This window comes from Gordonia alkaliphila (genome assembly GCF_023017165.1).
Classification (GTDB): domain Bacteria; phylum Actinomycetota; class Actinomycetes; order Mycobacteriales; family Mycobacteriaceae; genus Gordonia; species Gordonia alkaliphila.
This window is the reverse complement of record NZ_JALKBW010000001.1, coordinates 3615715-3638014: the sequence shown is the minus strand read 5'-3', so window position 1 is coordinate 3638014 and position 22300 is coordinate 3615715. Positions and strand designations below refer to the sequence as shown.

Sequence of the window (22300 nt, the reverse complement as noted above, 5' to 3'; positions counted from 1 at the left end):
TGCACGGCGGTCGCATCGGCGGTGGTGCGACCGCCGATGAGACGGCGCAGTCGGCCAGGTCCACGCGCAAGGTCACGTCCGCCGGGCCGTCGAGCTCGGGGACCACGGCCGCCCGATCCTCCACCGCGATGTGCACGGCGCGCGGCGCGATGCCGGTGAAGTCGACGGTCACCGCGGACCCGGCCGGGACCTTGGCCTTCTTGCCGATGATGAACGGCAGCGAGGCGACCATCTCCTTGCGCGTACACGTCGCCGGCAGCGGGTCGTCCGGGGCGCCGAGGCCGAGGGAGTCGCGGATGTCGACCTCGTGCACCCAGCAGTCGAAGACCCGGATCCGCATGAATCGACCGTAGGAGTCCGAGCCGGCGGGGGTGAAGCCCGCGGCGTCCCACTGCTGTTCGGTCATGCCGTCGAGTGCGGTGAGCCGCTGCGCGGTCACGTCGCGGAAGTCGGCCATGAGATCGTCGCGCGTGCGACCGCGGTAGTAGTCGAGCCAGCGTTCGTTGAGCTCGCCGATCGGATTGTGCACGTGGGGGAGAGCGGCCACGTCGCGGGTGGCGGCCACCTCGCGGCCGGTGAGCGACCATTCGGTGCCGGTGATGTGGGCGATGATGTCGGCCACCGACCAGCCGGGCAGGACCGATGGCGCCGCCCACTCGTCGTCGTCGAATCCGGAGACCAGGGCGTCCAGGGTGGCCCACTGGTCGCGCAGGGCGTCGATGACGGGCTGACGGGGAACGAAAGTGACCATCGGGGGCCTCCTGGAGAACTCGGGACTCAACGCTAACTCTCCGACGGCCCGAACGGAGGGATTCTCGTGCGGCGCGCCCGACGGCATCGCGGCACCGCGGAGGAGTCGGTTTGGGCGGGGGTCGTGGCGGGCGGTATCTTCACCACAGTCAGTGGTGTGCGCCACGACGGCACGCGCGTATAGCTCAGCGGTAGAGCACTGGTTTTACACACCAGCGGTCGTAGGTTCGATCCCTACTGCGCGCACAGTCTGACCAGGGAAGAACGCTGCGCTCGACGCTCGCGCTATGGTGTCGTCGCCGTGCGGGGAGCATGGGTGAGACAAGGGCGTAGCGGGTTGTCCAGGCAGCGCGTGTGGAGTCGACTGATCAACGTCGTCATCGGCCTTCTGATCGGCCTCGTCGTCTTCGTCATCATCTGGTTCGACGTGACCTCGGCGATCTGGCAGGAAGTGGTGATCCTCTCCGGTCTCGCCGCCGGTTTCGTGACCTTCCTGCTCACGGTGCTCGTGCTCGACAAGGTGCTGGCACGGTCCACCGCTCGGCGCTGGGCGCCGGTCAACCGGTTGGCGTTCACGGAATTCCTGCAGACCCTCGCCGACGACCGGCACAGTGAACTCTCTCGGGGGCTGATCGTGCCGCGGAACCTGCGGTTGCCGGAGTTCGACGACGATCGCGACGCCTACGTGGACGGTCTGGAAGACCTGCGTCAGGTGCTGTTGGCCGAACGGTCCCGACTGGCCGATCTGCTCGGCCGGTGGTCGGGCTTCCTGGTGTCGAGCGGGGCCAACGAGACCGTCCTGCTGCACATCGCCGACATCGCGTTGGCGCTCGACGTGATTCGGGATGCCTCGTTGGAGGCGGAGGTGGCGCACACGCCCGAATCCCATCGAGACCTGCAGCGCGTGGTGGACGAAGCCAACGTGCGGCTGACGATGCTGGCCACCGAGATCCAGACCCGCCTGGCCGAGCCCGAGTACGCCGTCGAGGTCGAGCGTCTGCCTGTGCGGGTGCCTTCCGCTGACATCGGCTCCTGACTTCGTGGCTGTGCTCGGGGCTGTTCCATGTGTCGTCGCGGAGCGTCACCCAGTAGTCGGCGAGTGCATCTAGGCGCCGACCACGCCCGCGAAACTGACGCGCTTGGTGTGCTGGGGCCACCGACTGCGTCAGTCTCGCGGCGACGTCGGGTCGGGCACGCGATGATGGAGGGCATGGCGCACTCGGATCGATCGTTCTTCACCCGCCTGTCGACGTGGGCCGGTGCGGTCGCGATGGCGGTGACCGGTGTGGTGACCGGCGTGGGAGCAGTCGCGGCCGCACCGCCCTATCCGGTGGTCACCGACGCCGGTGTCGCCTCGGTGACCGGCGACCTGCAGCCCGCACAGATGTCCCCGCCGGGGTCCAACGTGCCCGGCTGCCGTAGCGAGCGGGTGCCGGTGGTGCTGCTGCACGGCACGGCGCAGAACCAGATGTCGGCCTGGCAGTACCTGGCGCCGACCCTGGCCACCCGCGGCTTCTGCGTCTACAGCCTCACCTACGGGCAGACCAGCTGGAGTGCGCAGATCGGCGGCCTGGCTCAGCGGGAGACGTCGGCCGAACAGGTCGGCGCCTTCGTCGACGGCGTCCTGCGGCGCACCGGTGCGCGCCAGGTGGACCTGATCGGCTTCTCCCAGGGCAACGCGGTGGCCCAGTTGATGACGCAGTTGCCGGGACGTGCCGCGCAGGTCCGCCACCTGATCGGCCTGGGGCCGTCGAACAAGGGCGTCTCGAAGCTGGGGTCGATCACCGATCGACTGCCGGCCCGCGCACCCGGTGAGAACGATTGGGGCCCAACCCATCCGGCGATCGAGTACACGATGATCATGACCCGCCACGACGAGGTCTCCGCCCCGTACTCCAATGGGTTCCTGCCCGCCGCGGCGAACGTGCGCAACGTGGTGGTGCAGGACCACTGCCCGCGCGACACCGTCGGCCATGTGGGACTGCCCTACGACAGCTGGGTCGGCGGCCAGGTGCGCAACACGCTCGCCGGTACCCGGACGCCGGTGCGGTGCACGGTGGGCTACCCGCTCTGAACCTCGGCGTCCCGCAGCACCTCGGCGCGCCGCGTGAAATCACCGACGGCGGCGCCGGTCATCAGGCGCGACGGCTCCGGGTCACTGCGTAGGATCCGCTCCAGCGCGGCCGAATCCGGGATCGGGCCCTCGCCGGCGACGACGACGATGTTGCCGCTGCGCCGCCCCTTGAACATCGACGGGTCCGAGATCAGCTCGACATTGCCGAAGACCTCACCGATGGTGGCGATCTCGCGGCGCACCGACTTCAGGTCGCGGCGATCTCCGCAGTTGGCGAGATACAGTCCGCCGGGTGCGAGGACTCGGGCCACCGCGCGGGTGAACTCGACCGTCATCAGGTGGGCGGGGGTGATCGCTTCGGCGAAGGCATCGCGGATCACGAGGTCGCGGGTGTGCGCGGTCAGCGACTCGACCACCTCGCGCGCATCGCCGACGCGGATCCGCAGGCGCGGAGCGCGCGGCAGGTCGAACCATTCGCGCGCCAATCGGGCCAGTTCGGCGTCGATCTCGACGGCCACGTGCCGTGACTTCGGGTAGCGGTGCGCCAGGGCGGCGGGTAGCGCGCAGGCGGCGGCGCCGAGGTGCAGCACCCGCAGCGGGGTCTGCGGATCGGGGTGCGCGTCGGCGATGGCGGCGGCCATCTGACGCATGTACTCGAACTCGAGGGTGGTCGGATCGAAGGGGTCGAGGTGGCTGCTCTGCGCGCCGTTGACGGTCAGCAGCCAGCCGCCCACGCCGTCGGGGGTCAACTGGGCGGTGCCGGTGGAGATGTCGAAGCTGCCGGCTTCGGGTTTCGGTGCTTTGGCCATGGGCTCAGCGGCCGTAGCGGCGGGCGAGCTTGGCCGCGACGTCCTCGTCGGCTGCATCGTCGTCCCCGCGGTCGGCTGGTGCGGCGAGGTCCGGTCCGCTGGCCTGGCGTAGCTCGTCGCGGATGCGGCGTCGTTCGGTCTTGCGCGTGGATTCCGTCGGCTCGTCGGCGGGGGCTTGCGTGCCGTCGTCGTTGCGACGCAGTGCACGACGGTGCTTGACCTCGGCCCAGACGAAGTAGGCCACGCCCAGCGGGGCCATGATGCCGAACGCCAGCCACTGCAGGCCGTAGCCGAGGTAGGGGCCGGACTCCAGCTGCGGCAACTCGATCGCACCGAGACCGCCGGGCTGATCGGGGACCAGCTGGACGTAGAACGGTTCGAGCGCGAGCCCCGACGCGGCGCTGAGGGCGGCGGTGTCAGTGGTGTACGCGGTGAGGACCTTGTCGCCGGTGTCGCCGGGGGTCAACGACTCCCTGCGCGGCTCCTTGCCGACGCTGGTGCCCTCGGAATCGTGGAGTCGGGCGTGAATGGTCACCTGCTCGGGCGGAGCGCTGGGCAGGATCACCGCGCCGTCGACCTCGGGGCGAACCCAGCCGCGATCCACCAGGACCACCCGATCGGTGCCCGCGATCTGGAACGGGGTCATCACTTCGGCGGCCGGCCGCTGAGCCACCGACCGCAGCCGCATCACGATCTGCTGATCGGTGAGGTAGTGACCGGTCATGGTCACCTCGCGCCACTGATCGGCGTCGTCGAGGGTGCCGCCGACCGGAACGAGCTCCTCGAGGGGGACGGCGGCGGTCTCGGTGGCGCTGCGGATCAGGTTGTTGCGGCGCTCGGTGTCGGTGTTCTTGTCGAGCTGCCACGGCGCCAGGATCAGGAAGCAGAGTGCGACGAAGATGCCGACCAGGACGGTCGACAGGATCCACCCCGGGCGCAGGAAAGTTCGCAGCAGTTGCACAGTGCCCAGGGTACCGAGCAGGTGCCGATCAGCCCCGTGCGGTCAGCTCGGCACGGGCCCAGGTCACAATTCCGGGCGCCGCGGCCTCGATCTGCCGACGCACCCCGGCGAAGTCCTCGGGGCCGCCGTAGAACGGATCCGGAACGTCGTCGCCGTCGGCGTTCGGGTCGAAGCTGCGCAGCAGGCGGACGCGTTCGCCGAGCCGTTTACGTGCGAGTTCCCGGACGTGCCCGGAGTCCATGGCGATCAGCAGGTCCGCCGCCAGGTGCCGCGAGTCGAGTTGCGCCGCGATGTGCGTGTCGCTGTAGCCGTGTGCGAGCAGTTCGGTGCGGGCGCGATTGTCCGCGGGCTCCCCGACGTGCCAGCCTCCGGTTCCGGCGCTGCTGACCGTGACCCGGTCGGAGAGACCGGCGTCGTCGATCGCCGAGGCGACGATCGATTCGGCCATCGGCGACCGGCAGATGTTGCCGGTGCACACGAAACAGATGTGCAGCTCTTCGGGGTTGTCAGACACCCAGTACCTCGCGCAGTTGCGGGACCGTCTGCACGGTCCACGTGGCTTCGTCGACCTCCCCCGGTCGACCGTATCCCCAGCCGACAGCGATGGTGTCGAGGCCGAACGAGGCGGCGCCGACGACATCGTGTGAGCGGTCGCCGATCATGACGATCGGGGCGGTGTTCGGGTCCAAGTCTAGTGCGTTCAGCGCCCGAGCGATGACCTGTGCCTTACTTCGGCGTGTGCTGTCGTCGCTGGCGCCCGCGATGACGGTGAAATGTTCGGTCAATCCGAAGTGCTCGAGGATCCGGCGCGCCATCTTCTCGTTCTTGCTCGTGGCGATGGCCAGGGTGCGCCCGTCGGCCGCGAGATCGGCGAGGAGTTCGGTCATGCCCGGGTATACGGCGTTCTCCTTCCAACCGAGCACGTCGTAGCGCTCGCGGTAGGCCCGGACGGCCCGCTCGGCGTCGGCGGGCGGGAAGCCGTAGGCGCGCATCGAGTCCAGCAGCGGCGGTCCGACGATCCCGGCCAGGAAGTCGTCCGACGGTGCGACGCCGCCCATCGTCTCGATCGCATGGCGGAACGACGCGGTGATCCCGAGGTAACTGTCGGTCACGGTGCCGTCGAGGTCGACGAGCAGCACCGTGCTCGGGTGGGCCGGGTCGGGGCGGGTGGGGGCGGTCTCATCGGTCACCCGTCCATGATGCCCGTACGCTCGGCACAACCGGCCGCCACGGCGGGCGCCGCGGGGCAGGATGGATCAATGCAGGATGGTTGGGAGAGTGTCGATGAGTAGAGATCTGGCCGAGGTGGTCGACGCCCTGGACCGTGCCTATCCACCTCGCTTGGCCGAATCGTGGGATGCCGTCGGCCTCGTGTGCGGCGATCCGGCCGATCCGGTCGCGTCGGTGCTGGTCTGCGTCGACGTGACCGATGCGGTGGTCGACCAGGCGCTCGCCGACGGCGTGGACCTGATCGTGGCACACCACCCGCTGCTGTTGCGCGGGGTGGAAACGGTGGCCGCGAACACCGCCAAGGGGCGGCTGCTGCACCGGCTGATCAAGGGCGGCTGCGCCCTGTACTCGGCCCACACCAACGCCGACAAGGTCCGGGGCGGTGTCTCGGATGCCTTGGCCGACGCGCTCGGGTTGCATCGCTGCGTGCCGCTGGCGCCGGAACCGACTGTGCCGCTGGACAAGTGGGTGGTGATGGTGCCGGAGGGCAACGCCGAGCAGGTCGCCGAGGCGATGTTCCGAGCCGGTGCCGGGGCGCTCGGCGACTACCGCGACTGCATGTGGTCGGTGGTGGGTACGGGACAGTACCTCCCGATGGATCGAGCGCAGCCCGCGATCGGGGCGATCGGCGCGTTGACGCGGGTCGACGAGGAGCGACTGGAGATGGTGGCGCCGAAGTCGGCGCGGGCGGCGGTGCTCGCCGCACTCCGGGACGCCCACCCGTACGAGGAACCGGCGTTCGACGTCTTCGCGCAGGTCGCGTTGGACAGCGACATCGGTCTGGGCCGCGTCGGTCGTCTCGCCGCGCCGATGTCGTTGCGCGAGTTCGTCACGCACGCCGCGGCCGTGCTGCCGCAGGCGGCGTGGCCGATCCGGGCGGCCGGCGATCCGGATGCCACCGTGCAGACGGTCGCGGTCTGCGGCGGCGCAGGTGATTCGTTGATCGGTGCGGCCACCGCCGCGGGCGTCGACGTGTACCTCACCGGCGACCTCCGGCATCATGTGGTGGACGAAGCCCTGCGCGCCGGGAGTCCGGCGCTGGTCGACGCCGGTCACTGGGCCACCGAGTTCCCGTGGTGTGCCGGCGCCGCCGAACTGCTTACCGAGTTCGGTTGTCCGGCAACGGTTTTCCAACCGTCGACCGATCCCTTCAACGTTGTGCCCTCCTGATCAGCACGCCCTAACGAGAGACCGAAATCATGAAAGCCGCGCCCGCGCAGCAGCGCCGACTGCTCGACCTCGCCGATCTCGACGCGGAGCTCGCCCGCGCCCGCCATCAGTTGACGCAACTGCCCGAGGCAGCGCGCGTCGCGGAGGTGACCGAACAGCTCGCGGTGGCCGAGGAGGACGTCGTCCGGGCCGAGGCCGCGGTGGCCGAGATGCAGCGCACCTACGATGCCACCGACGAGGAGCTGACCGGCATCACCGAGCACGCCAAACGGGATCAGACGCAGCTGGATTCGGGTCTGCTCAGCCACAAGGCGCTCGCCGAACTGCAGCACGAGCTGAGCGGCTTGGAGTTGCGCCGCGACGTGCTCGAGTCGGACCTGCTGGAGATCATGGAGCGCCAGGAGGCGCTGGGCATGGAGTCCGAGCGCGCGCAGGGCACGGTGCTGCACCACCGGGAGCTGCTCGCCGAAGCGGTCACCGCGCGCGACCACGCGACCGCGACCACCGAGAACACCGTCACCGAGTTCCTGAGCCGTCGGGCCGCCATCGCCGACGAGGTGGCCGACGACCTGCTCGCCGTCTACGACCGGCTGCGTGAACAAGGACGGGTCGGCGCGGGTCTGCTGCGCCAGCGCCGGTGCGGCGCCTGCCGGATGGAACTGGATCCGCGCACGTTGTCGGCGGTCGCGGCGGCCGCCGAGGACGAAGTGGTGCGGTGCGAGGAGTGCACCGCGATCATGGTGCGGACCGAGCAGTCGGGCCTGCCGACGCCCGGGTCCGGGCAGTGACGGCACCCGACTGGCAGGGGCAGGTGGATCGGCCCACCCGGATCACGCTGCTGCGACACGGTCAGACGCCGCTGTCGGTGGATCGCCGGTACTCCGGTCACGGGGATCCGGCACTGACCGAGCTCGGTCGGTCGCAGGCGGCCGCGGCCGCGCAGAGGCTGGGCGCCCGCGACCAGATCGACGTCATCGTGTCCTCGCCGCTGGCCCGGGCGCGGGCCACCGCGCAGGCCGTCGCCGACGTCGTCGGGCTCCCGGTACAGGTGCACGACGGCCTGATCGAGACCGATTTCGGCGCCTGGGAGGGCCTGACCTTCCGCGAGGCGGCGGCGCGCGATCCGGAACTGCATCGGCGGTGGCTGGGCGACCTGGAGACGGCGCCGCCCGGCGGGGAGAGCTTCGCGGCGGTGGGCGCGCGCCTGGTCGCGACCAAACGGGAGCTCCTCGCGCAGTACCCGGGCGCCCGGATCCTCGCGGTGAGCCACGTGACGCCGATCAAGACGATGCTGCGCGATGCGCTCGGCGTCGGACCGGAACTCCTGTTCCGCCTGCACCTGGACCTGGCGTCGCTGTCGATCGCCGAGTACTACCCGGACGGCGGCGCCGTGGTGAAGCTCGTGAACGACACCGGTCACCTGTCCTGACCCGTCGCATGGTCTCGGCGTGCGCGCAGCGGCTATCGTAGGGAACGCGAACGAGTCGGTCGGGCGGCCGCGGCATCGGAACCGTGCGGATCTCCGCGCAGGCCGGGCGTCGAGGAAAGTCCGGACTCCACAGAGCAGGGTGGTTGCTAACGGCAACCCGGGGTGACTCGCGGGACAGTGCCACAGAGAACAGACCGCCCGCTGCGTGCAGCGGGTAAGGGTGAAACGGTGCGGTAAGAGCGCACCAGCGCCGCGGGTGACCGCGGCGGCTAGGTAAACCCCACCCGGAGCAAGGCCGAAGTCCGCACCGCCTGCGGTGCGGATGCGCGAGTGATCGAGGACGGCTCGTCCGAGCTCGCGGGTTGGCTGCTCGAGGTACCCGGCGACGGTGTGCCCAGATGGATGGTCGCCGCCGACCTTCGGGTCGGTACAGGATCCGGCTTACAGACCGACTCGTTCGCGCACTTCTCTCGCTCCGCCGAGCGGAGGGGACAGGGCGACGGAGGGGATAGGGAGACATGGTCGAACGCAGATTTCACGCCCCCGGTATCGACTTCGGGAAGTTGCGCGCCGAACTGGGCCTGGTCGTCGACTTCCCGGCCGACGTCGAAGCCGCGGCCGCGGCGGCCGTCGATCGCCACGCCGACGGACGCACCGACCACCGCGATCTGGAACTGGTGACCGTCGACCCGCCCGGCTCGATGGACCTGGACCAAGCCGTGCGCGTGGTGGCCGACGGCGACGGCTTCCTGGTGCACTACGCGATCGCCGACGTCGCCGCCCTGGTGGAACCCGGGGGAGTGCTCGACGCGGAGAGCCGCCGACGCGGCGAGACCATCTACTTCCCGGACGGCAACGTGCCGCTGCACCCGCGGGTGCTGTCCGAGGGCGCCGGTTCGCTGCTCCCCGACGTCGACCGGCCCGCCGTCCTGTGGACGGTGCGGGTCGCCGCCGACGGCGACGTGGTCGACGTGACGTGCGAGCGCGCGACGGTGCGCTCGCGGGCCCGGCTCGACTACGCCGGGGTGACCGCCGACGCGGCCGCCGGAACCCTGCACCCGGCGCTGGCGGCACTGCCCGCGTTCGCGTCGGCGCGCGAAGCCTGGTCGCTGGCGCGCGGCGCGGTGATGCTGGACCTGCCGGACCAGGAGGTGCGGGAGAACCACGATCCCCGGCACGCGCGGGCATGGACCCTGCAGCTGGCCCCGCGCACCCCCGCCGACGGCTGGAATGCGCAGGTGTCGCTGCTGGTGGGCCTGTGCGCGGGCACCATCATGCGCGCGGCGGGCGTCGGCTTCTTCCGGACGCTGCCGGCCGCCGAGCGCGAGGCGGTGGACGAACTGCGGAGCGTGGCCGCCTCGCTCGGCGCCCACTGGCCGCGCGGCGATACCCCGGGACAGTTCTTGGCGTCGTTGGCGCCGGACGAGCCGTCGACCCTCGCGCTGATGAGCGCGGGCGCCCGCCTGATGCGCGGCGCCGGGTACCGAGCCATCGGCACCGGTCTCGCCGACGTCGGGGCCGCCGATGCGGTGACCGACGCCGAGCTGGTGCACGCCGGTGTCGGTGGGCTGTACGCGCACGTCACGGCGCCGCTGCGTCGGCTGGGTGACCGGTTCGCCACGGAGATCTGCCTGTCGGTGACCGCCGGGCGGCCGGTGCCGGACTGGGTGGTCGCTGCGCTGCCCGGGCTAGGCAAGGTGATGAGCGGCGCCGATGCGGTGGCGAGTACCGCCGCCCGCAACAGCGTGAACCTGGCCGAAGCGGTGGTACTGGCCGACCAGATCGGTGCGCGGTTCGACGCGACGGTCATGCGGGACGCGGCCGGTCGTCGTCCGGCGGAGATCTTCATCGCCGTCCCCGCCGTCATCGCACCGTGCACTCCGGCGCCCGCCGCCGGGCAGCGCTGCGTGGTCACGGTGACCGAAGCCGATCCCGAAGCAGCCACCGTCGCCTTCGCCGCCGACTGATCTGCGGTCGAGGCGGGCTACCGGCCGGCGTAGACGGCGACGGGAAGCCCGTCGAGCACGTGTACGTCGACGGTGGTCTCGAAGATGTCCGACAGCAGGTCGCTGCGCATGATCTCCTCGGGGCCGCCGGTGGCGACGATGGTGCCGTGCTTGAGCGCGATGATCCGGTCGGCGTAGGCCGCAGCGAAGTTGAGGTCGTGGATCACCACCACGATGGTGCGGCCGAGCAGGTCGGCGGCGCGCCGCAGTTGGCCCATCATCGACACCTGGTGTCGGATGTCGAGGTTGTTGAGCGGCTCGTCGAGCAGGATCACCGGGGTGTCCTGCGCCAGCGTCATCGCGACGAACGCGCGCTGGCGTTGGCCCCCGGAGAGTTCGTCCAGGAACCGCTCGGCGAGGTCGTCGAGTTCGAGGAAGGCGATGGCCTCGGCGACCAGACGCTCGTCCTCGGCGTCGAGTCGTCCCCGCGAGTGCGGGAAGCGGCCGAACGAGACCAGGTCGCGCACGGTGAGGCGCGCATTGACGCCGTTCTCCTGCCGCAGCACCGCCAGCTTCTTCGCGGCCTCGCGCGGCTTCATCGAGTCGATGGCGACACCGTCGAGGGTGGCGGTGCCGCTGGTCGCGTTCAGCAAGCGGCCGATGATGGTCAGCAGCGTCGACTTGCCTGCGCCGTTGGGGCCGACCAGGGCGGTGAGGCCGCCGTCGCCGAAATCGCCGGACACCGGTCCCAGGACGACGTTCTCCGCGTACTTCTTGGTGAGCTCGTGGAACTCGATCACAGCGATCCCTTTCGCAGGAGCAGCACACCGAGGAAGACGACGCCGCCGCAGAACTCGATGACGACGGTCAGCATGACGTTGGTGCCGAAGACGTCGGTGTTGATCAGCAGTTGGCCCGCGGCCAGGGTGAAGATGCCGATGAGGATGGACATCGGCAGGAGCGCACGGTGCCGCCAGTCGCCGGCCACCTGGTAGGCGAGGGTGGCGATGATGAAGCCGAAGAAGGTGAGCGGCCCGACCAGTGCGGTGCTGACCGCCATGAGCACGGCGATCATCACCAGGGTCAGCGTCAGCTCGCGGCGGTGATCCAGCCCGAGACCGATGGCGGGCTCGCGACCCAGCAGCAGGACGTCGTAGATCCGCCGCCGACGCCACACCACCACGGCGACTACCGCGACCAGTCCGCCGGCGACCGGCAGCAGGGACGCGTTCACGTCGGAGATCCGGCCGTACATGTTGAGAAACAGCGCGTCGAAGTCGGTCGGCGACAGCAGGCGCTGCAGGAACTCGGCGATCGACCGGAAGGCCAGGCCCAGGACCACTCCGGTCAGCAGAAGCAGGAACAGGCTCCCGAAGCGGCGGCCGGCGAACAGCCAGCCGTACAGCGCCAGGGCGAAGACCACCATCGCCGCGGTCTGCATCAGGAATTGCGGCACGGTGTCGGAGTTGGCGATGAAACTCGCCCCGACCACGCTGACCGCGACGGTCTGAATCAGCACGTACAGCGAGTCGAAGCCGATGATGGCCGGTGTCAGGATCCGGTTGTGCGTCACAGTCTGAAACAGCACGGTGGCCATGCCCTGGCAGACCGCGGCGATCACGATCGCGATCGCGGTGTTGACCCGACGGGTGAACGAGAGCCCGAACACCGACTCCACTTCCAGGCCGTCGATGCCGTTGCGCAGCAACAGGAACGCGGCGAGCGCGGCGGCGGCCAGCAGCCCGGCGATCACCAGACGTGCCGTCGGCGAGACGCGGGTGGACCGGCCGCCGGTGATCGACGGTGCGGCGGTGGCCAGATCAGAGGGCGACACGGGACCTCCCGGAGAGCAGGATCGCGAGGAAGGTGACGGTCCCGAGCACGCCCATGGTCACCGAGACGGGAATCTCCATGGGGCGCACCACGAGTCGGCTGATCAGGTCGCAGCCCACGATCATCACGATGGACAGCACCGCGATCCACGGGAGGTTGCGCCGCAGATCGTCGCCGCGGAGTGCGCTGATCAGGTTGGGCACCACCAGGCCGAGGAACGGGATGAAACCGACGACGACGGAGGTCACGCCGGTGGCCAGCGCCACCATGGTGACGCCCAGGGTCACCACGAGGCCGTAGCGCAGGCCGAGGCTGACGGCCACGTCGCGACCGAGGCCGGCGATGGTGAAGTAGTTGGCGAGGACGAAGCAGGCGATCGCGATGATGACCACGGCCCACAGCGGCTCGTAGAAGCCGCGCACCACGCTGTTGAAGCCGCCCGACCGCCACGCGGTGAGCGACTGGAGCAACTGGTTCTTGTTGGCGATGAAGGTGGCGAAGGCGCCGACCACGGCGCCCATCATGATGCCGACCAGCGGCACGACGGCCGATCGGCGCGCGCGGATCCCGGAGATGATGCCGAGGAACACGAACGTGCCGATCAGCGCGGTGGTGGTGGCCACCACCATTTTCACCAGCGGCGACGATTCGGGGATGAGCAGCCAGGACAGCAGCACGCCCAGCCCGGCCCATTCCGCGGTACCCGCCGTGGTGGGCTCGACGAACCGATTCTGCGTCAGGCGCATCATGATCACGCCGGAGAAGCTCATGGCGATGCCGGCGAAGATCAGCGCGAGCGTGCGGGGCACCCGCGAGATGAAGAACATCTCCCACATGTCCGCGTCGCCGGACAGGAGCCCGGACGCGGTGATGTGATACTCGCCGATCATCAGCGATCCGGCCACCAGCGCGACGGCGGCGACCACCATGGTCGGCATCGCCCAACCGCGCCCCGCCGCCCGGGAAGCCGGGGGACGGGGCGCGGTGGTGGTCGCCTGCGCGGTCACCGCGCTACTTCGCGGCGCCGAGGGCGTCGGCGATCTGCTGGTAACTCTGGCCGTAGGACTGAATGCCTTCGCGGACGTAGAACTCCGGATCCAGGTAGATCACGTGGTTCTCGCGCATGAAGTCGGTCTTGGCGAACGCCTCCTGGGCGGCGAAGACACTGGCCGCGGGCGTGGTCTTCTCGCCGTCGGACGCGGTGGCCGCGTCGCGGTCCATCACGATGACCCACTGCGGGTTGGCCTGCGCGATCGCCTCGGGGGTGAGTCCGGAGTTCTGGTGGTGATCGCCGGCCTGGCCGCCGAAGACGTCCTTGAGGTCCAACGGGGCGACCAGCGGCTGCATGCGCTTGGCACCGTTGTCGATCTTGCCGCCGCTGACGATCGACAGGAAGACGGTCTGCCCGGTGCTGACGGCCTTCGCGGCGTCGAGCTGCCCGTTGAAGGTGCTGACGATCTCGCCCGCCTGCTGCTGCTTGCCGAAGATCTCGCCCAGCGTGGTGGTCTGGCGGATCATCGCCGCCACCCGGCCGCCCTCCGCGTCGTCGGACGCGGCGATGTCGATGGTGGCGCCGCCGGTCTGATCGGTGATCGCGGTCAGATCCGCGGTGTACTTGGCGAAGCGGTACCCGGCGATGATGAGGTCGGGGTCGACGTCCTCGATGACCTCCATCTTCGGCTCGTTGTGCGTGCCGACGTCGGCGATGTCCGGGTTGTCGATCCAGTCGCCGAATTTCGACGGCGCGAGCAGCCCCTTGGGCACCGCCACCGGCGTGACGCCCATGGCCTTGACCGTCTCGGCGGCCGTGTTGTCCAGCAGCACAACGCGCTTCGGGTCCTTCGGCACCTGCACGGTACCGTTGGTGGCCTCCACGCTGATGGTGGCGCCGGACGCCGTGGACTCGGTGGACGAGCAGGCGGTGAACACCAGGCTCACCGCTGCGAGGGCGGCCAGGACCGGAGCGGTCCGGGCAAGACGACGGGACATGGGGGAGCCTGCTTTCGCCGAGGGGAGGATTCTTCCGAAAGTTAGTACTTAGCGGAGGCTACCCTATGTAGTCGGCGACGCCGAACTCGTGTGAACTACACCTCAGTTCTCGTCGAGATAGGCCTGGACGGCGGCGCGCCCGCGCGTCTCTTCCCGTGCATCCAGGCGCCCCAGCACGAAGATCGCGCGCGCCGACAGGCCCGGTTCCGCGGAGACCCGAGTGAGCTGCTCGCGGTTGACCACCGTGTCCTGGAAATGGCCGAGGTGGGTCTGAATGCGGGCCGCTTGCTTGGCGGTCGTGGTCGCGGTCTTCAGGTCCAGCGGCTTGGCGGCGTCGGCGGTGTAGCGAACGGCCTTGGCGCGCTTGCGGATCCGGTGCACCTGCTCCACCCATTCGGCGGACCACGGTTCCAGCGCGGTCAGCCACTTCTCCGCCTTCCGCAGGCGCTTGCGCGCGTGCTCGATGCCGGCGACGGCCACCTTCGCGGCGGCGCGGTCGGCGTCCGGGCCCGGCACGGGGTCGGTGATCACGCGGTCGAGGGTGTTCAGCAGGGACAGGTAGCGCGGCGTGGACAGCGCGTAGCGCAGGGTGCGCAGAGCGCGCTCCTGGCTGGCGATCTCGTCGTCGATCAGGGCCGTCCGCAGGTCGGCCGGGACGTCGCTCTCCTGCGCCAGCAGTTCTCGGTTGATCTCCAGTTGCACTTCGCGGTCGCGTGCCTCACCGAGGACCTCGCCGAGTTCGCGCAGTTCGTCGCTGAGACCGGCGATGCTGGCCGGATCCAGGATCTGCGGGAACGACGTCAGGATGGAGCGGAGCTTGCGGGCGGTGACGCGCATCTGGTGCACGGCGTCGAAGGCGTTCTCCCGCACGAGTGGATCCCAGGCGACCAACGAATCCCGATGTGTGGCAAGCGAATGCACCATCAGGTCGAGTGCGGTGGGCTTCTTACGCAGTCGTGTCGGCTTGTGCGTGTGCGGCTCGGAGCCGATCGCGCGGGCGAGCTTGGAGACGCTGGCGGCCTTGCGGGCGCCGGCGGCGCGCAGGAGCTTGCGGGCAGCGGGGAGCAGTTCCGCGTCGCCGTCGACGAGTTCGAACTCCCACTCGGCCCACTCCTGTGTGCGCTGGCTCTGATGGGCGTGGGCCAGCACCCGATCCTCGGCGAACTCCGCCAGCACGGAGCCGTCCGCGCCGTGGACCAGCGTCACGGTGCGCTCGGTGATGATCTCGGCGACCGGGATCAGCGGCTGGTCGCGGACGATCGCCAGGATGGCGTCTCGAATGGGCGCGGGGACGCCGCCGTCGGCCGGCGCATCGGTGAAGTCGATCGCGAGTTCGTGGCGGGCGTCGGAGTGCGTGGTCGGTCGCTTCAGGTGCCAGCCCGCGTCGGTGCCACCGGTGCGGCGCCGCAGCGTGATCCGCCGCGCGGCCAGGTCGTGACCGGCGGTGTCGAGGTAGGTGGCGTTCAGTTCGTACACCGTCGGCGCGCCGGCGCCGCCCGGTGCGAGTCCGCTCAGATCCGGCGCGGGTTGGCCGGCGTCGACGTCGAACTTGAGCTCTACTTCCAGCGATTCACGTGCACTCAACGGTTGTCTCCTGTGGCGAAGCGGTCGGTGGCCGACACCAGGGCGTCGGCGATGCCGGTTTCCAACGATGCGTGGCCCGCATCGTCGACGATGACCAGGTCTGCCTCCGGCCAGGCTCGGTGCAGATCCCAGGCGCTGCGCATCGGGCACACGACGTCGTAGCGTCCCTGCACGATGACGGCCGGAATGTGGTGCAGCACAGCGATGTTCGTCAACAGCTGGCCCTCGTCGAGGAAGCCGTGGTGCACGAAGTAGTGGTTCTCAATGGTCGCGAAGGCCAGGTCGAAGCGGTCGGACGAGTCCGCATCCGGTTGCGGCAGAAGGTGACTGGTCCGGTTCTCCCAGCCGGTCCAGGCACTCGCGGCGCGCTGCGCGGCCGCCGGGTCGGGCCCGGTGAGGATCCGGTGGTAGGCGGCGACCAGGTCGCCGTCGCGCTCGGCCTCCGGAATCGGCGCCAGGTAGGTCTCCCAGACGTCCGGGAAGATGTGCGCGGCGCCCCCGTTGTAATACCAGTCGATCTCGCTGCGCCGGAGCAGGAAGATGCCGCGCAGCACCAGTTCGGTGACGCGCTCGGGATGCGTTTGGGCATAAGCCAATCCGAGTGTCGACCCCCACGAGCCGCCGAAGATCTGCCACCGCTCCACGCCCAGGTGGGCGCGCAACCGCTCCATGTCGTCGATCAGTGCGCCGGTGTGGTTCACGCTCAGGTCGGCGCCGTCGGCGATGTGCGGGCGGGACCGGCCGCAGCCGCGCTGGTCGAAGAGGATGATCCGGTAGCGCTCCGGGTCGAAGAAGCGCCGCTGCGCGGGGGAGGTGCCGCCGCCGGGGCCGCCGTGGACGAAGAGCACCGGCTTGCCCTCGGGGTTGCCGGAAGTCTCCCAGTAGACCTCTTGTCCGTCGCCGACGTCCAGATGCCCCGATGCGTACGGTTCGATCGGGGGATAGAGCGCTGCCATGGCGACCACACTAGTGCGTGGCCGCCGGGGCAGCGGGTGGGTCAGTAAGAGTGTTCGGGTCCGGGGAAGGCCGCGGAGGCCACCTCGGCCGCGTAGGTGCGCGCCGCCCGCGAGAGGTCCTCGCCTACATTCGCGTATCGCTTGACGAACTTCGCCGTCTTGCCGTGGGTGTAGCCGGCCATGTCCTGCCAGACCAGCACCTGCGCGTCGGTCTCGTTGCCCGCGCCGATGCCGACGGTCGGGATGGTGAGCTTGCGGGTGATCTGCGCGGCGATCTCGGCAGGAACCATTTCCATGACGACGGCGAACGCGCCGGCCTCCTGGACGGCGATCGCGTCGGCGATCAGCTGGTCGGCGCCGTCGCCGCGGCCCTGCACGCGGTAGCCGCCGAGGGTGTTCACGCTCTGCGGCGTGAAGCCGACGTGGCCCATCACCGGGATGCCGGCGGCGGTCAGCGCCGCGATCTGCGGGGCTATCCGCTCGCCGCCCTCGAGCTTGACGGCGTGCGCGCCGCCCTCCTTGAAGAAGCGGATCGACGACTCGAGGGCCTGCTGCGGGCTCACCTCGTAGCTGCCGAACGGCAGGTCGGCCACGACGAGCGCGTGCGGGGCGCCGCGGACCACGGCGCGCACCAGCGGCAGCAGTTCGTCGACGCTGATCGGCACGGTGGTGTCGTAGCCGTATACCACGTTGGCGGCGGAGTCGCCGACCAGGAGCACGGGGATCTCGGCCGCATCGAAGATGCGGGCGGTGGAGTAGTCGTAGGCGGTCAGCATCGGCCACTTGTGGCCTTCGGACTTCCACTGCGCCAGGTGCTGCAGTCGGGTGACGCGGCGCGGTGCGGCCGGAGCGGCGTCGGTGGATCCGTAGATCGGTGCGTGGGACATCGCGGTCTCATTTCTGCCTCGAGTCCCGCTCTGCGGGTACCCGGGTCGGTGTGGACACCCCCGATTCTCCCATCGTCGAGCGAAGGGCGACACCGGGCGGGTCGGTGGTCTTGCTCACACGTGCGCCGTGCGGCCTGCGGTGTCGGGTGTAACACGGGCGTAACAGGACGCGCATAGGGTCGGGCCATGGATCGCCAACAAGAGTTTGTGCTGCGGACGTTGGAAGAACGCGACATCCGCTTCGTCCGTCTCTGGTTCACCGACATCCTGGGCTATCTGAAATCTGTGGCGATCGCTCCGGCCGAGCTCGAAGGCGCTTTCGCCGAGGGCATCGGTTTCGACGGCTCCGCCATCGAGGGCTTCTCCCGCGTCTTCGAAGCGGACATGGTGGCCAAGCCCGACCCGTCGACCTTCCAGGTGCTGCCCTGGGACACCGACGGCCGCAACTACTCGGCGCGCATGTTCTGCGACATCGCCATGCCCGACGGCACGCTGGCCTGGGCCGACCCTCGGCACGTGCTGCGTCGCCAGTTGAGTAAGGCCGCCGATCAGGGGTTCACCTGCTACGTGCACCCGGAGATCGAGTTCTACCTGCTCAAGGACATGCCGCTCGACGGCAGCGAACCGACCCCGGCCGACAACGGCGGCTACTTCGATCAGGCCGTGCACGATGCGGCGCCCAACTTCCGCCGTCACGCCATCGAAGCGCTCGAGGCGATGGGCATCTCGGTGGAGTTCTCCCACCACGAGGGCGGTCCCGGTCAGCAGGAGATCGATCTGCGGTACGCCGATGCGCTGAGCATGGCCGACAACGTGATGACCTTCCGCTACCTCGTGAAGGAGGTGGCGATCGGCGACGGTGTCCGCGCGACGTTCATGCCCAAGCCCTTCGGCAAGCACCCGGGGTCGGCCATGCACACCCACCTGAGTCTGTTCGAGGGCGAATCCAACGCCTTCCACGACCCGGACGACCCGATGCAGCTCTCGGGCACCGGCAAGCAGTTCATCGCCGGCATCCTCACGCACGCCAACGAGATCAGCGCGGTGACCAACCAGTGGGTCAACAGCTACCGCCGTCTGGTGCACGGCGGCGAAGCGCCGACCGCCGCGACCTGGGGGCGGGCCAACCGGTCGGCCATGGTCCGACTGCCGCTGTACACGCCGAACAAGGCGTCGTCGCGGCGCATCGAGGTCCGCAGCCCGGACTCGGCCTGCAACCCGTACCTGGCGTTCTCGGTGCTGCTCGCCGCCGGACTCAAGGGCATCGCCGAAGGCTACGAGCTGCCCGAGGAGGCCGAGGACAACGTGTGGGCGCTGACGCCGGCCGAGCGGCGCGCCATGGGCTACCGCGAACTGCCCAACTCGCTGGCCGACGCGCTCGGCGAGATGGAACGGTCGGAACTGGTGGCCGAAGCGCTCGGCGAGCACGTCTTCGACTACTTCCTGCGCAACAAGTGGGCCGAGTGGTCGACCTACCGCGCGGAAGTGACCCCGTTCGAGCTGCAGAACTACCTGCCGCTGTAGCCGCGTATCGACGGCGGCGGGCGATAGGCTCGACGACGTGACGGCGATACGTGGACGCTCGGTGGTGCCGAGCCCTGGTCGACTGGGTCTCCTGGAGCCGACGGCTCGGGAGGACCTGGACGTTCTCGGCTGGAACGACGAGGCCGCCGTCGACGTGCTCTGGTCGCTCTCCCGCGCGCCCGACGCCGACCTGGCGCTGCGCGCGCTGATCCGCATCCGGGCCGCGCAGACCGAGGCCGACTGGGCGGAGATCGATCGGCTCCTGCGGACCGACCGGCGCTTGCGGGGCCGCCTGCTCGCCGTGCTCGGCGCGTCCGACGCCCTGGGCGATCACCTGGTCGCCGAGACGGAGGCGTGGCGGCTGCTGCTGATCGAGGAGCTGCCGTCGGCCGAGCAGGCCCGAGCGGAGATGCTGGCCGCGGTGCAGGCCGAACCCGAACCGGACGCCGGCGACAACCTGCTCTTCCGGGCCGGCGTCAGCGGACCGACGACGGTGAGTCTGCTGCGGGTGGCCTACCGCAATCTGGTGCTGCGCCTGGCCGCGCAGGACCTGGCCCCGGTGGTCGAGGACGAGCCGGTGCTGTTCCTGCCCGAAGTGGGCGCGCGCCTGTCCGACCTAGCCGACGCGGCGTTGACGGCGGCCCTCGCCGTCGCCGTGCGCGAGGTGCTCGGCGACGATCCGCTCACCGGACGGGTCGCGGTGATCGCGATGGGCAAATGCGGTGCGCGCGAACTGAACTACGTCAGCGACGTGGACGTCGTCTTCGTCGCCGAACCCGCCGACACCACCTCCGCGCGGCTCGCCGGGGAGATGATGCGCATCGGTTCGCTGGCCTTCTTCGACGTCGACGCGGCGCTGCGGCCGGAAGGCAAGCGCGGTGCCATGACCCGCACCCTCGACTCGCACCTGGCCTACTACCAGCGGTGGGCCAAGACGTGGGAGTTCCAGGCGCTGCTGAAGGCGCGTGCGATGACCGGCGACCTGGCGCTGGGCCGCGAGTACACCGAGGCCACCGCGCCGCTGGTGTGGTCGGCCGCCGAACGCGACGACTTCGTGGTGGACGTCCAGGCGATGCGGCGCCGGGTGGAAGCGCTGGTGCCGGAGAACGAACGCGACCGCAACCTGAAACTGGGGCGGGGCGGCCTGCGCGACGTCGAGTTCGCGGTGCAGCTGATGCAGATGGTGCACGGTCGCGCCGATGAGAGCCTGCGCGTCGCGTCGACCCTGGAGGCGATCGACGCGCTCACCGACGGCGGCTACGTGGGCCGCACCGACGGGGCCAACTTCCACGCCTCCTACGAGTTCCTCCGCGGCCTCGAACACCGGCTGCAGCTGCAGCGACTGTCTCGCACCCACCTGCTGCCGGACCTGCAGGATGCGGCCGCCCTGCGCCCGCTGGCCCGGGCCGCGCACATCCGGCCGGAGGGAGGCAGCGACGCCACCGAGGTGCTGCGCCGCGAACTGCGCCGGCAGCGCACGCGCGTGCGGCAACTCCACGAGAAGCTCTTCTACCGCCCGCTGCTGGAGGCGGTGACCCGGTTCGACACCGACTCGCTGTATCTGCAGAACCAGTCGGCGCAGCGGCAACTCGCCGCGCTCGGTTACGCCAAGCCGGAGCGGGCGCTCGCGCACATCAAGGCGCTCGGCTCCGCGCGCGGCCGCCGCGGTCAGATTCAGATGCTGATCCTGCCGGGTCTGCTGCAGCACATCAGCGACACCCCGGACCCCGACGCCGGGCTGCTCAACTATCGGCGCCTGTGCGACGAGCTGGTCGATGCCGAATGGTTCCTGCGGCTGCTGCGCGACGACGGGGTGGTGGCCGAGCAGCTGATGCACGTGCTCGGCACGTCTGAGTACATCGCCGACCTGTTGATGCGCTCGCCCGACGTGATCGCGCTGTACTCCTCGGGCGCCTCCGGCCCCAAGCTGTGCGAGGTGACCAGCGACGAGGTGGTCAAGGGCCTGATCGCCTCGGTCCGTCGGCAGGCCGACCCGCGCAAGGCGATCGCGGTGGCTCGTTCGCACCGTCGTGCCGAACTGGCGCGGATCGCCTCGGCGGACCTGCTCGGCCTGATGGACGTGCGGGAGGTGTGCCGGGCCCTGTCGACGGTGTGGGCCGCGGTGATCAACGCGGCGCTGGAGAAGGTCATCGCCGCCACGACCGACGAGACGGGGGTGATCCCGGCTCGCATGGCGGTGATCGGGATGGGCCGTCTCGGCGGCGGCGAACTCGGCTACGGCTCGGATGCCGACGTGCTGTTCGTGTGCGACCCGATCGAGGGCGAGGACGAGACCACCGCGCTGCGCTGGGCGCAGAACGTCGCCGACAACGTGCGGGCCCTGCTCGGTACCCCGAGCGCGGACCCGCCGCTCGAGGTGGACGTGGGGCTGCGTCCGGAAGGCAAGAACGGCCCGATCGTGCGATCGTTGGCGTCGTATCGCGCCTACTACGAGCAGTGGGCGCAGGCCTGGGAAGTGCAGGCGCTGCTGCGCGCGCACGCGGTGGCCGGCGACCCGGAACTGGGCCTCGAGTTTCTACACATGATCGACGCCATCCGCTATCCCGAGGGGGGAGTGTCGGCCGAGGCGGTGCGCGAGATCCGGCGCATCAAGGCGCGGGTGGATGCCGAACGCCTGCCGCGCGGCGCGGACCCGACCACGCACACCAAGCTGGGGCGCGGCGGCTTGGCCGACGTGGAATGGACCGTGCAATTGCTGCAGCTGCGCTACGCCGACAAGTATCCGGAACTGCACCGCACGTCCACGTTGGAGGCGTTGGAGGCCATCGAGGCCACCGCGCTGCTGCCCACCGAGCAGGTGACGATGCTGACCGAGGCCTGGCTGACGGCGACGCGGGCGCGCAACGCGCTGGTGCTGGTGCGCGGCAAGCCCGTCGACCAGCTGCCCGGCCCCGGGCGCGAGCTGCGCGCGATCGCCTATGCGGCCGGGTGGCCGCAGGACGAGGCGGTGGAGTTCCTCGAGAACTACCTGCGCATCACCCGACGCGCGAAGGGCGTGGTGACCGAGGTGTTCGGCGAATGATCACCCGGTGCAGCGCCAGTGCACCGCGCAGACCGCGATCCGACTGACCGTGACACGACGGGGTGACCGACGGAAACGGGGACCCCACCGCGATCCGGTGAGGTCCCCGCTGGGG

Annotated in this window: 20 protein-coding genes, 1 tRNA gene and 1 other RNA gene; 10 read left to right on the top strand and 12 right to left on the bottom strand. The window is 70.0% G+C overall.

Annotation, left to right across the window (positions count from 1 at the left end; translation table 11 throughout):
- Nucleotides 1–751, bottom strand: a 751-nt coding sequence (locus tag MUG78_RS16690; protein ID WP_246996703.1) for a maleylpyruvate isomerase family mycothiol-dependent enzyme, incomplete at its 3' end; no start/stop codon positions are given.
- 173 nt (nt 752–924) lie between these two features.
- Here MUG78_RS16690 and MUG78_RS16685 point away from each other — a divergent pair.
- From MUG78_RS16685 to MUG78_RS16675, 3 genes are all read left to right on the top strand, one after another.
- Nucleotides 925–996, top strand: a tRNA-Val gene (locus MUG78_RS16685).
- 91 nt (nt 997–1087) lie between these two features.
- Nucleotides 1088–1786, top strand: coding sequence for a hypothetical protein (locus tag MUG78_RS16680; protein ID WP_246996701.1), 699 nt, complete (start codon nt 1088–1090; stop codon nt 1784–1786).
- A 174-nt stretch (nt 1787–1960) separates the two neighbouring features.
- Nucleotides 1961–2824, top strand: coding sequence for an esterase/lipase family protein (locus MUG78_RS16675; protein ID WP_246996699.1), 864 nt, complete (start codon nt 1961–1963; stop codon nt 2822–2824).
- On the opposite strand, the gene MUG78_RS16670 is transcribed toward MUG78_RS16675, so the two are convergent.
- The 4 genes from MUG78_RS16670 to MUG78_RS16655 are packed head-to-tail and all read right to left on the bottom strand — an operon-like array spanning nt 2812 to nt 5784.
- On the bottom strand, nt 2812–3633 hold the full coding sequence (locus MUG78_RS16670; protein WP_246996697.1) for a spermidine synthase: 822 nt from the start codon (nt 3631–3633) through the stop codon (nt 2812–2814). The genes MUG78_RS16675 and MUG78_RS16670 overlap by 13 nt on opposite strands.
- A gap of 4 nt (nt 3634–3637) precedes the next feature.
- Entirely contained in the window at nt 3638–4594 is a 957-nt protein-coding gene (locus MUG78_RS16665; RefSeq protein ID WP_246996695.1) for an SURF1 family cytochrome oxidase biogenesis protein, read from the bottom strand.
- A 28-nt stretch (nt 4595–4622) separates the two neighbouring features.
- Nucleotides 4623–5108: a low molecular weight protein-tyrosine-phosphatase gene (locus MUG78_RS16660; RefSeq protein WP_308221389.1), complete on the bottom strand. Its 486-nt coding sequence runs from the start codon at nt 5106–5108 to the stop codon at nt 4623–4625.
- Nucleotides 5101–5784 (bottom strand): HAD-IA family hydrolase, encoded by a 684-nt coding sequence (locus MUG78_RS16655; protein ID WP_246996693.1) that lies wholly within the window; start codon nt 5782–5784, stop codon nt 5101–5103. Before MUG78_RS16655 ends, MUG78_RS16660 begins: the two co-directional genes overlap by 8 nt.
- Before the next feature lie 94 nt (nt 5785–5878).
- On the opposite strand from MUG78_RS16655, the gene MUG78_RS16650 reads away from it, so the two are divergent.
- The 5 genes from MUG78_RS16650 to MUG78_RS16630 all read left to right on the top strand — a co-directional run bounded on the left by MUG78_RS16650 (nt 5879) and on the right by MUG78_RS16630 (nt 10390).
- Entirely contained in the window at nt 5879–6994 is a 1116-nt protein-coding gene (locus MUG78_RS16650) for a Nif3-like dinuclear metal center hexameric protein (RefSeq protein ID WP_246996691.1), read from the top strand.
- Between the two features lie 29 nt (nt 6995–7023).
- On the top strand, nt 7024–7782 hold the full coding sequence (locus MUG78_RS16645) for a zinc ribbon domain-containing protein (protein WP_246996689.1): 759 nt from the start codon (nt 7024–7026) through the stop codon (nt 7780–7782).
- Nucleotides 7779–8423, top strand: coding sequence for a histidine phosphatase family protein (locus tag MUG78_RS16640; protein WP_246996687.1), 645 nt, complete (start codon nt 7779–7781; stop codon nt 8421–8423). Before MUG78_RS16645 ends, MUG78_RS16640 begins: the two co-directional genes overlap by 4 nt.
- Before the next feature lie 51 nt (nt 8424–8474).
- Nucleotides 8475–8883: RNase P RNA component class A (gene rnpB, locus MUG78_RS16635), an RNA gene on the top strand.
- 58 nt (nt 8884–8941) lie between these two features.
- Nucleotides 8942–10390, top strand: coding sequence for an RNB domain-containing ribonuclease (locus MUG78_RS16630; RefSeq protein WP_246996685.1), 1449 nt, complete (start codon nt 8942–8944; stop codon nt 10388–10390).
- 17 nt (nt 10391–10407) lie between these two features.
- On the opposite strand, the gene MUG78_RS16625 is transcribed toward MUG78_RS16630, so the two are convergent.
- The 7 genes from MUG78_RS16625 to panB all read right to left on the bottom strand — a co-directional run bounded on the left by MUG78_RS16625 (nt 10408) and on the right by panB (nt 17618).
- The gene (locus MUG78_RS16625; protein WP_246996683.1) at nt 10408–11169 is read right to left on the bottom strand and encodes an iron ABC transporter ATP-binding protein; all 762 of its coding nucleotides are present in this window, start codon (nt 11167–11169) and stop codon (nt 10408–10410) included.
- On the bottom strand, nt 11166–12203 hold the full coding sequence (locus MUG78_RS16620) for an iron chelate uptake ABC transporter family permease subunit (protein WP_246996681.1): 1038 nt from the start codon (nt 12201–12203) through the stop codon (nt 11166–11168). Before MUG78_RS16620 ends, MUG78_RS16625 begins: the two co-directional genes overlap by 4 nt.
- Entirely contained in the window at nt 12190–13209 is a 1020-nt protein-coding gene (locus MUG78_RS16615) for an ABC transporter permease (RefSeq protein ID WP_246996679.1), read from the bottom strand. The genes MUG78_RS16620 and MUG78_RS16615 overlap by 14 nt, the downstream gene beginning before the upstream one ends.
- Before the next feature lie 4 nt (nt 13210–13213).
- A complete protein-coding gene (locus MUG78_RS16610) occupies nt 13214–14191 on the bottom strand; it encodes an ABC transporter substrate-binding protein (RefSeq protein ID WP_246996678.1) in 978 nt (325 codons plus the stop codon).
- A 102-nt stretch (nt 14192–14293) separates the two neighbouring features.
- Nucleotides 14294–15775, bottom strand: a complete 1482-nt coding sequence (locus tag MUG78_RS16605; RefSeq protein WP_246996676.1) for a CYTH and CHAD domain-containing protein — start codon at nt 15773–15775, stop codon at nt 14294–14296.
- Entirely contained in the window at nt 15772–16731 is a 960-nt protein-coding gene (gene pip / locus MUG78_RS16600; RefSeq protein WP_246996674.1) for a prolyl aminopeptidase, read from the bottom strand. The genes MUG78_RS16605 and pip overlap by 4 nt, the downstream gene beginning before the upstream one ends.
- Before the next feature lie 41 nt (nt 16732–16772).
- On the bottom strand, nt 16773–17618 hold the full coding sequence (gene panB / locus MUG78_RS16595) for a 3-methyl-2-oxobutanoate hydroxymethyltransferase (protein ID WP_246996673.1): 846 nt from the start codon (nt 17616–17618) through the stop codon (nt 16773–16775).
- 186 nt (nt 17619–17804) lie between these two features.
- On the opposite strand from panB, the gene glnA reads away from it, so the two are divergent.
- Nucleotides 17805–19142 (top strand): type I glutamate--ammonia ligase, encoded by a 1338-nt coding sequence (gene glnA, locus MUG78_RS16590; RefSeq protein WP_246996672.1) that lies wholly within the window; start codon nt 17805–17807, stop codon nt 19140–19142.
- A 37-nt stretch (nt 19143–19179) separates the two neighbouring features.
- Nucleotides 19180–22185 (top strand): bifunctional [glutamine synthetase] adenylyltransferase/[glutamine synthetase]-adenylyl-L-tyrosine phosphorylase, encoded by a 3006-nt coding sequence (locus tag MUG78_RS16585; protein ID WP_246996671.1) that lies wholly within the window; start codon nt 19180–19182, stop codon nt 22183–22185.
- Nucleotides 22186–22300: the final 115 nt, after the last annotated feature.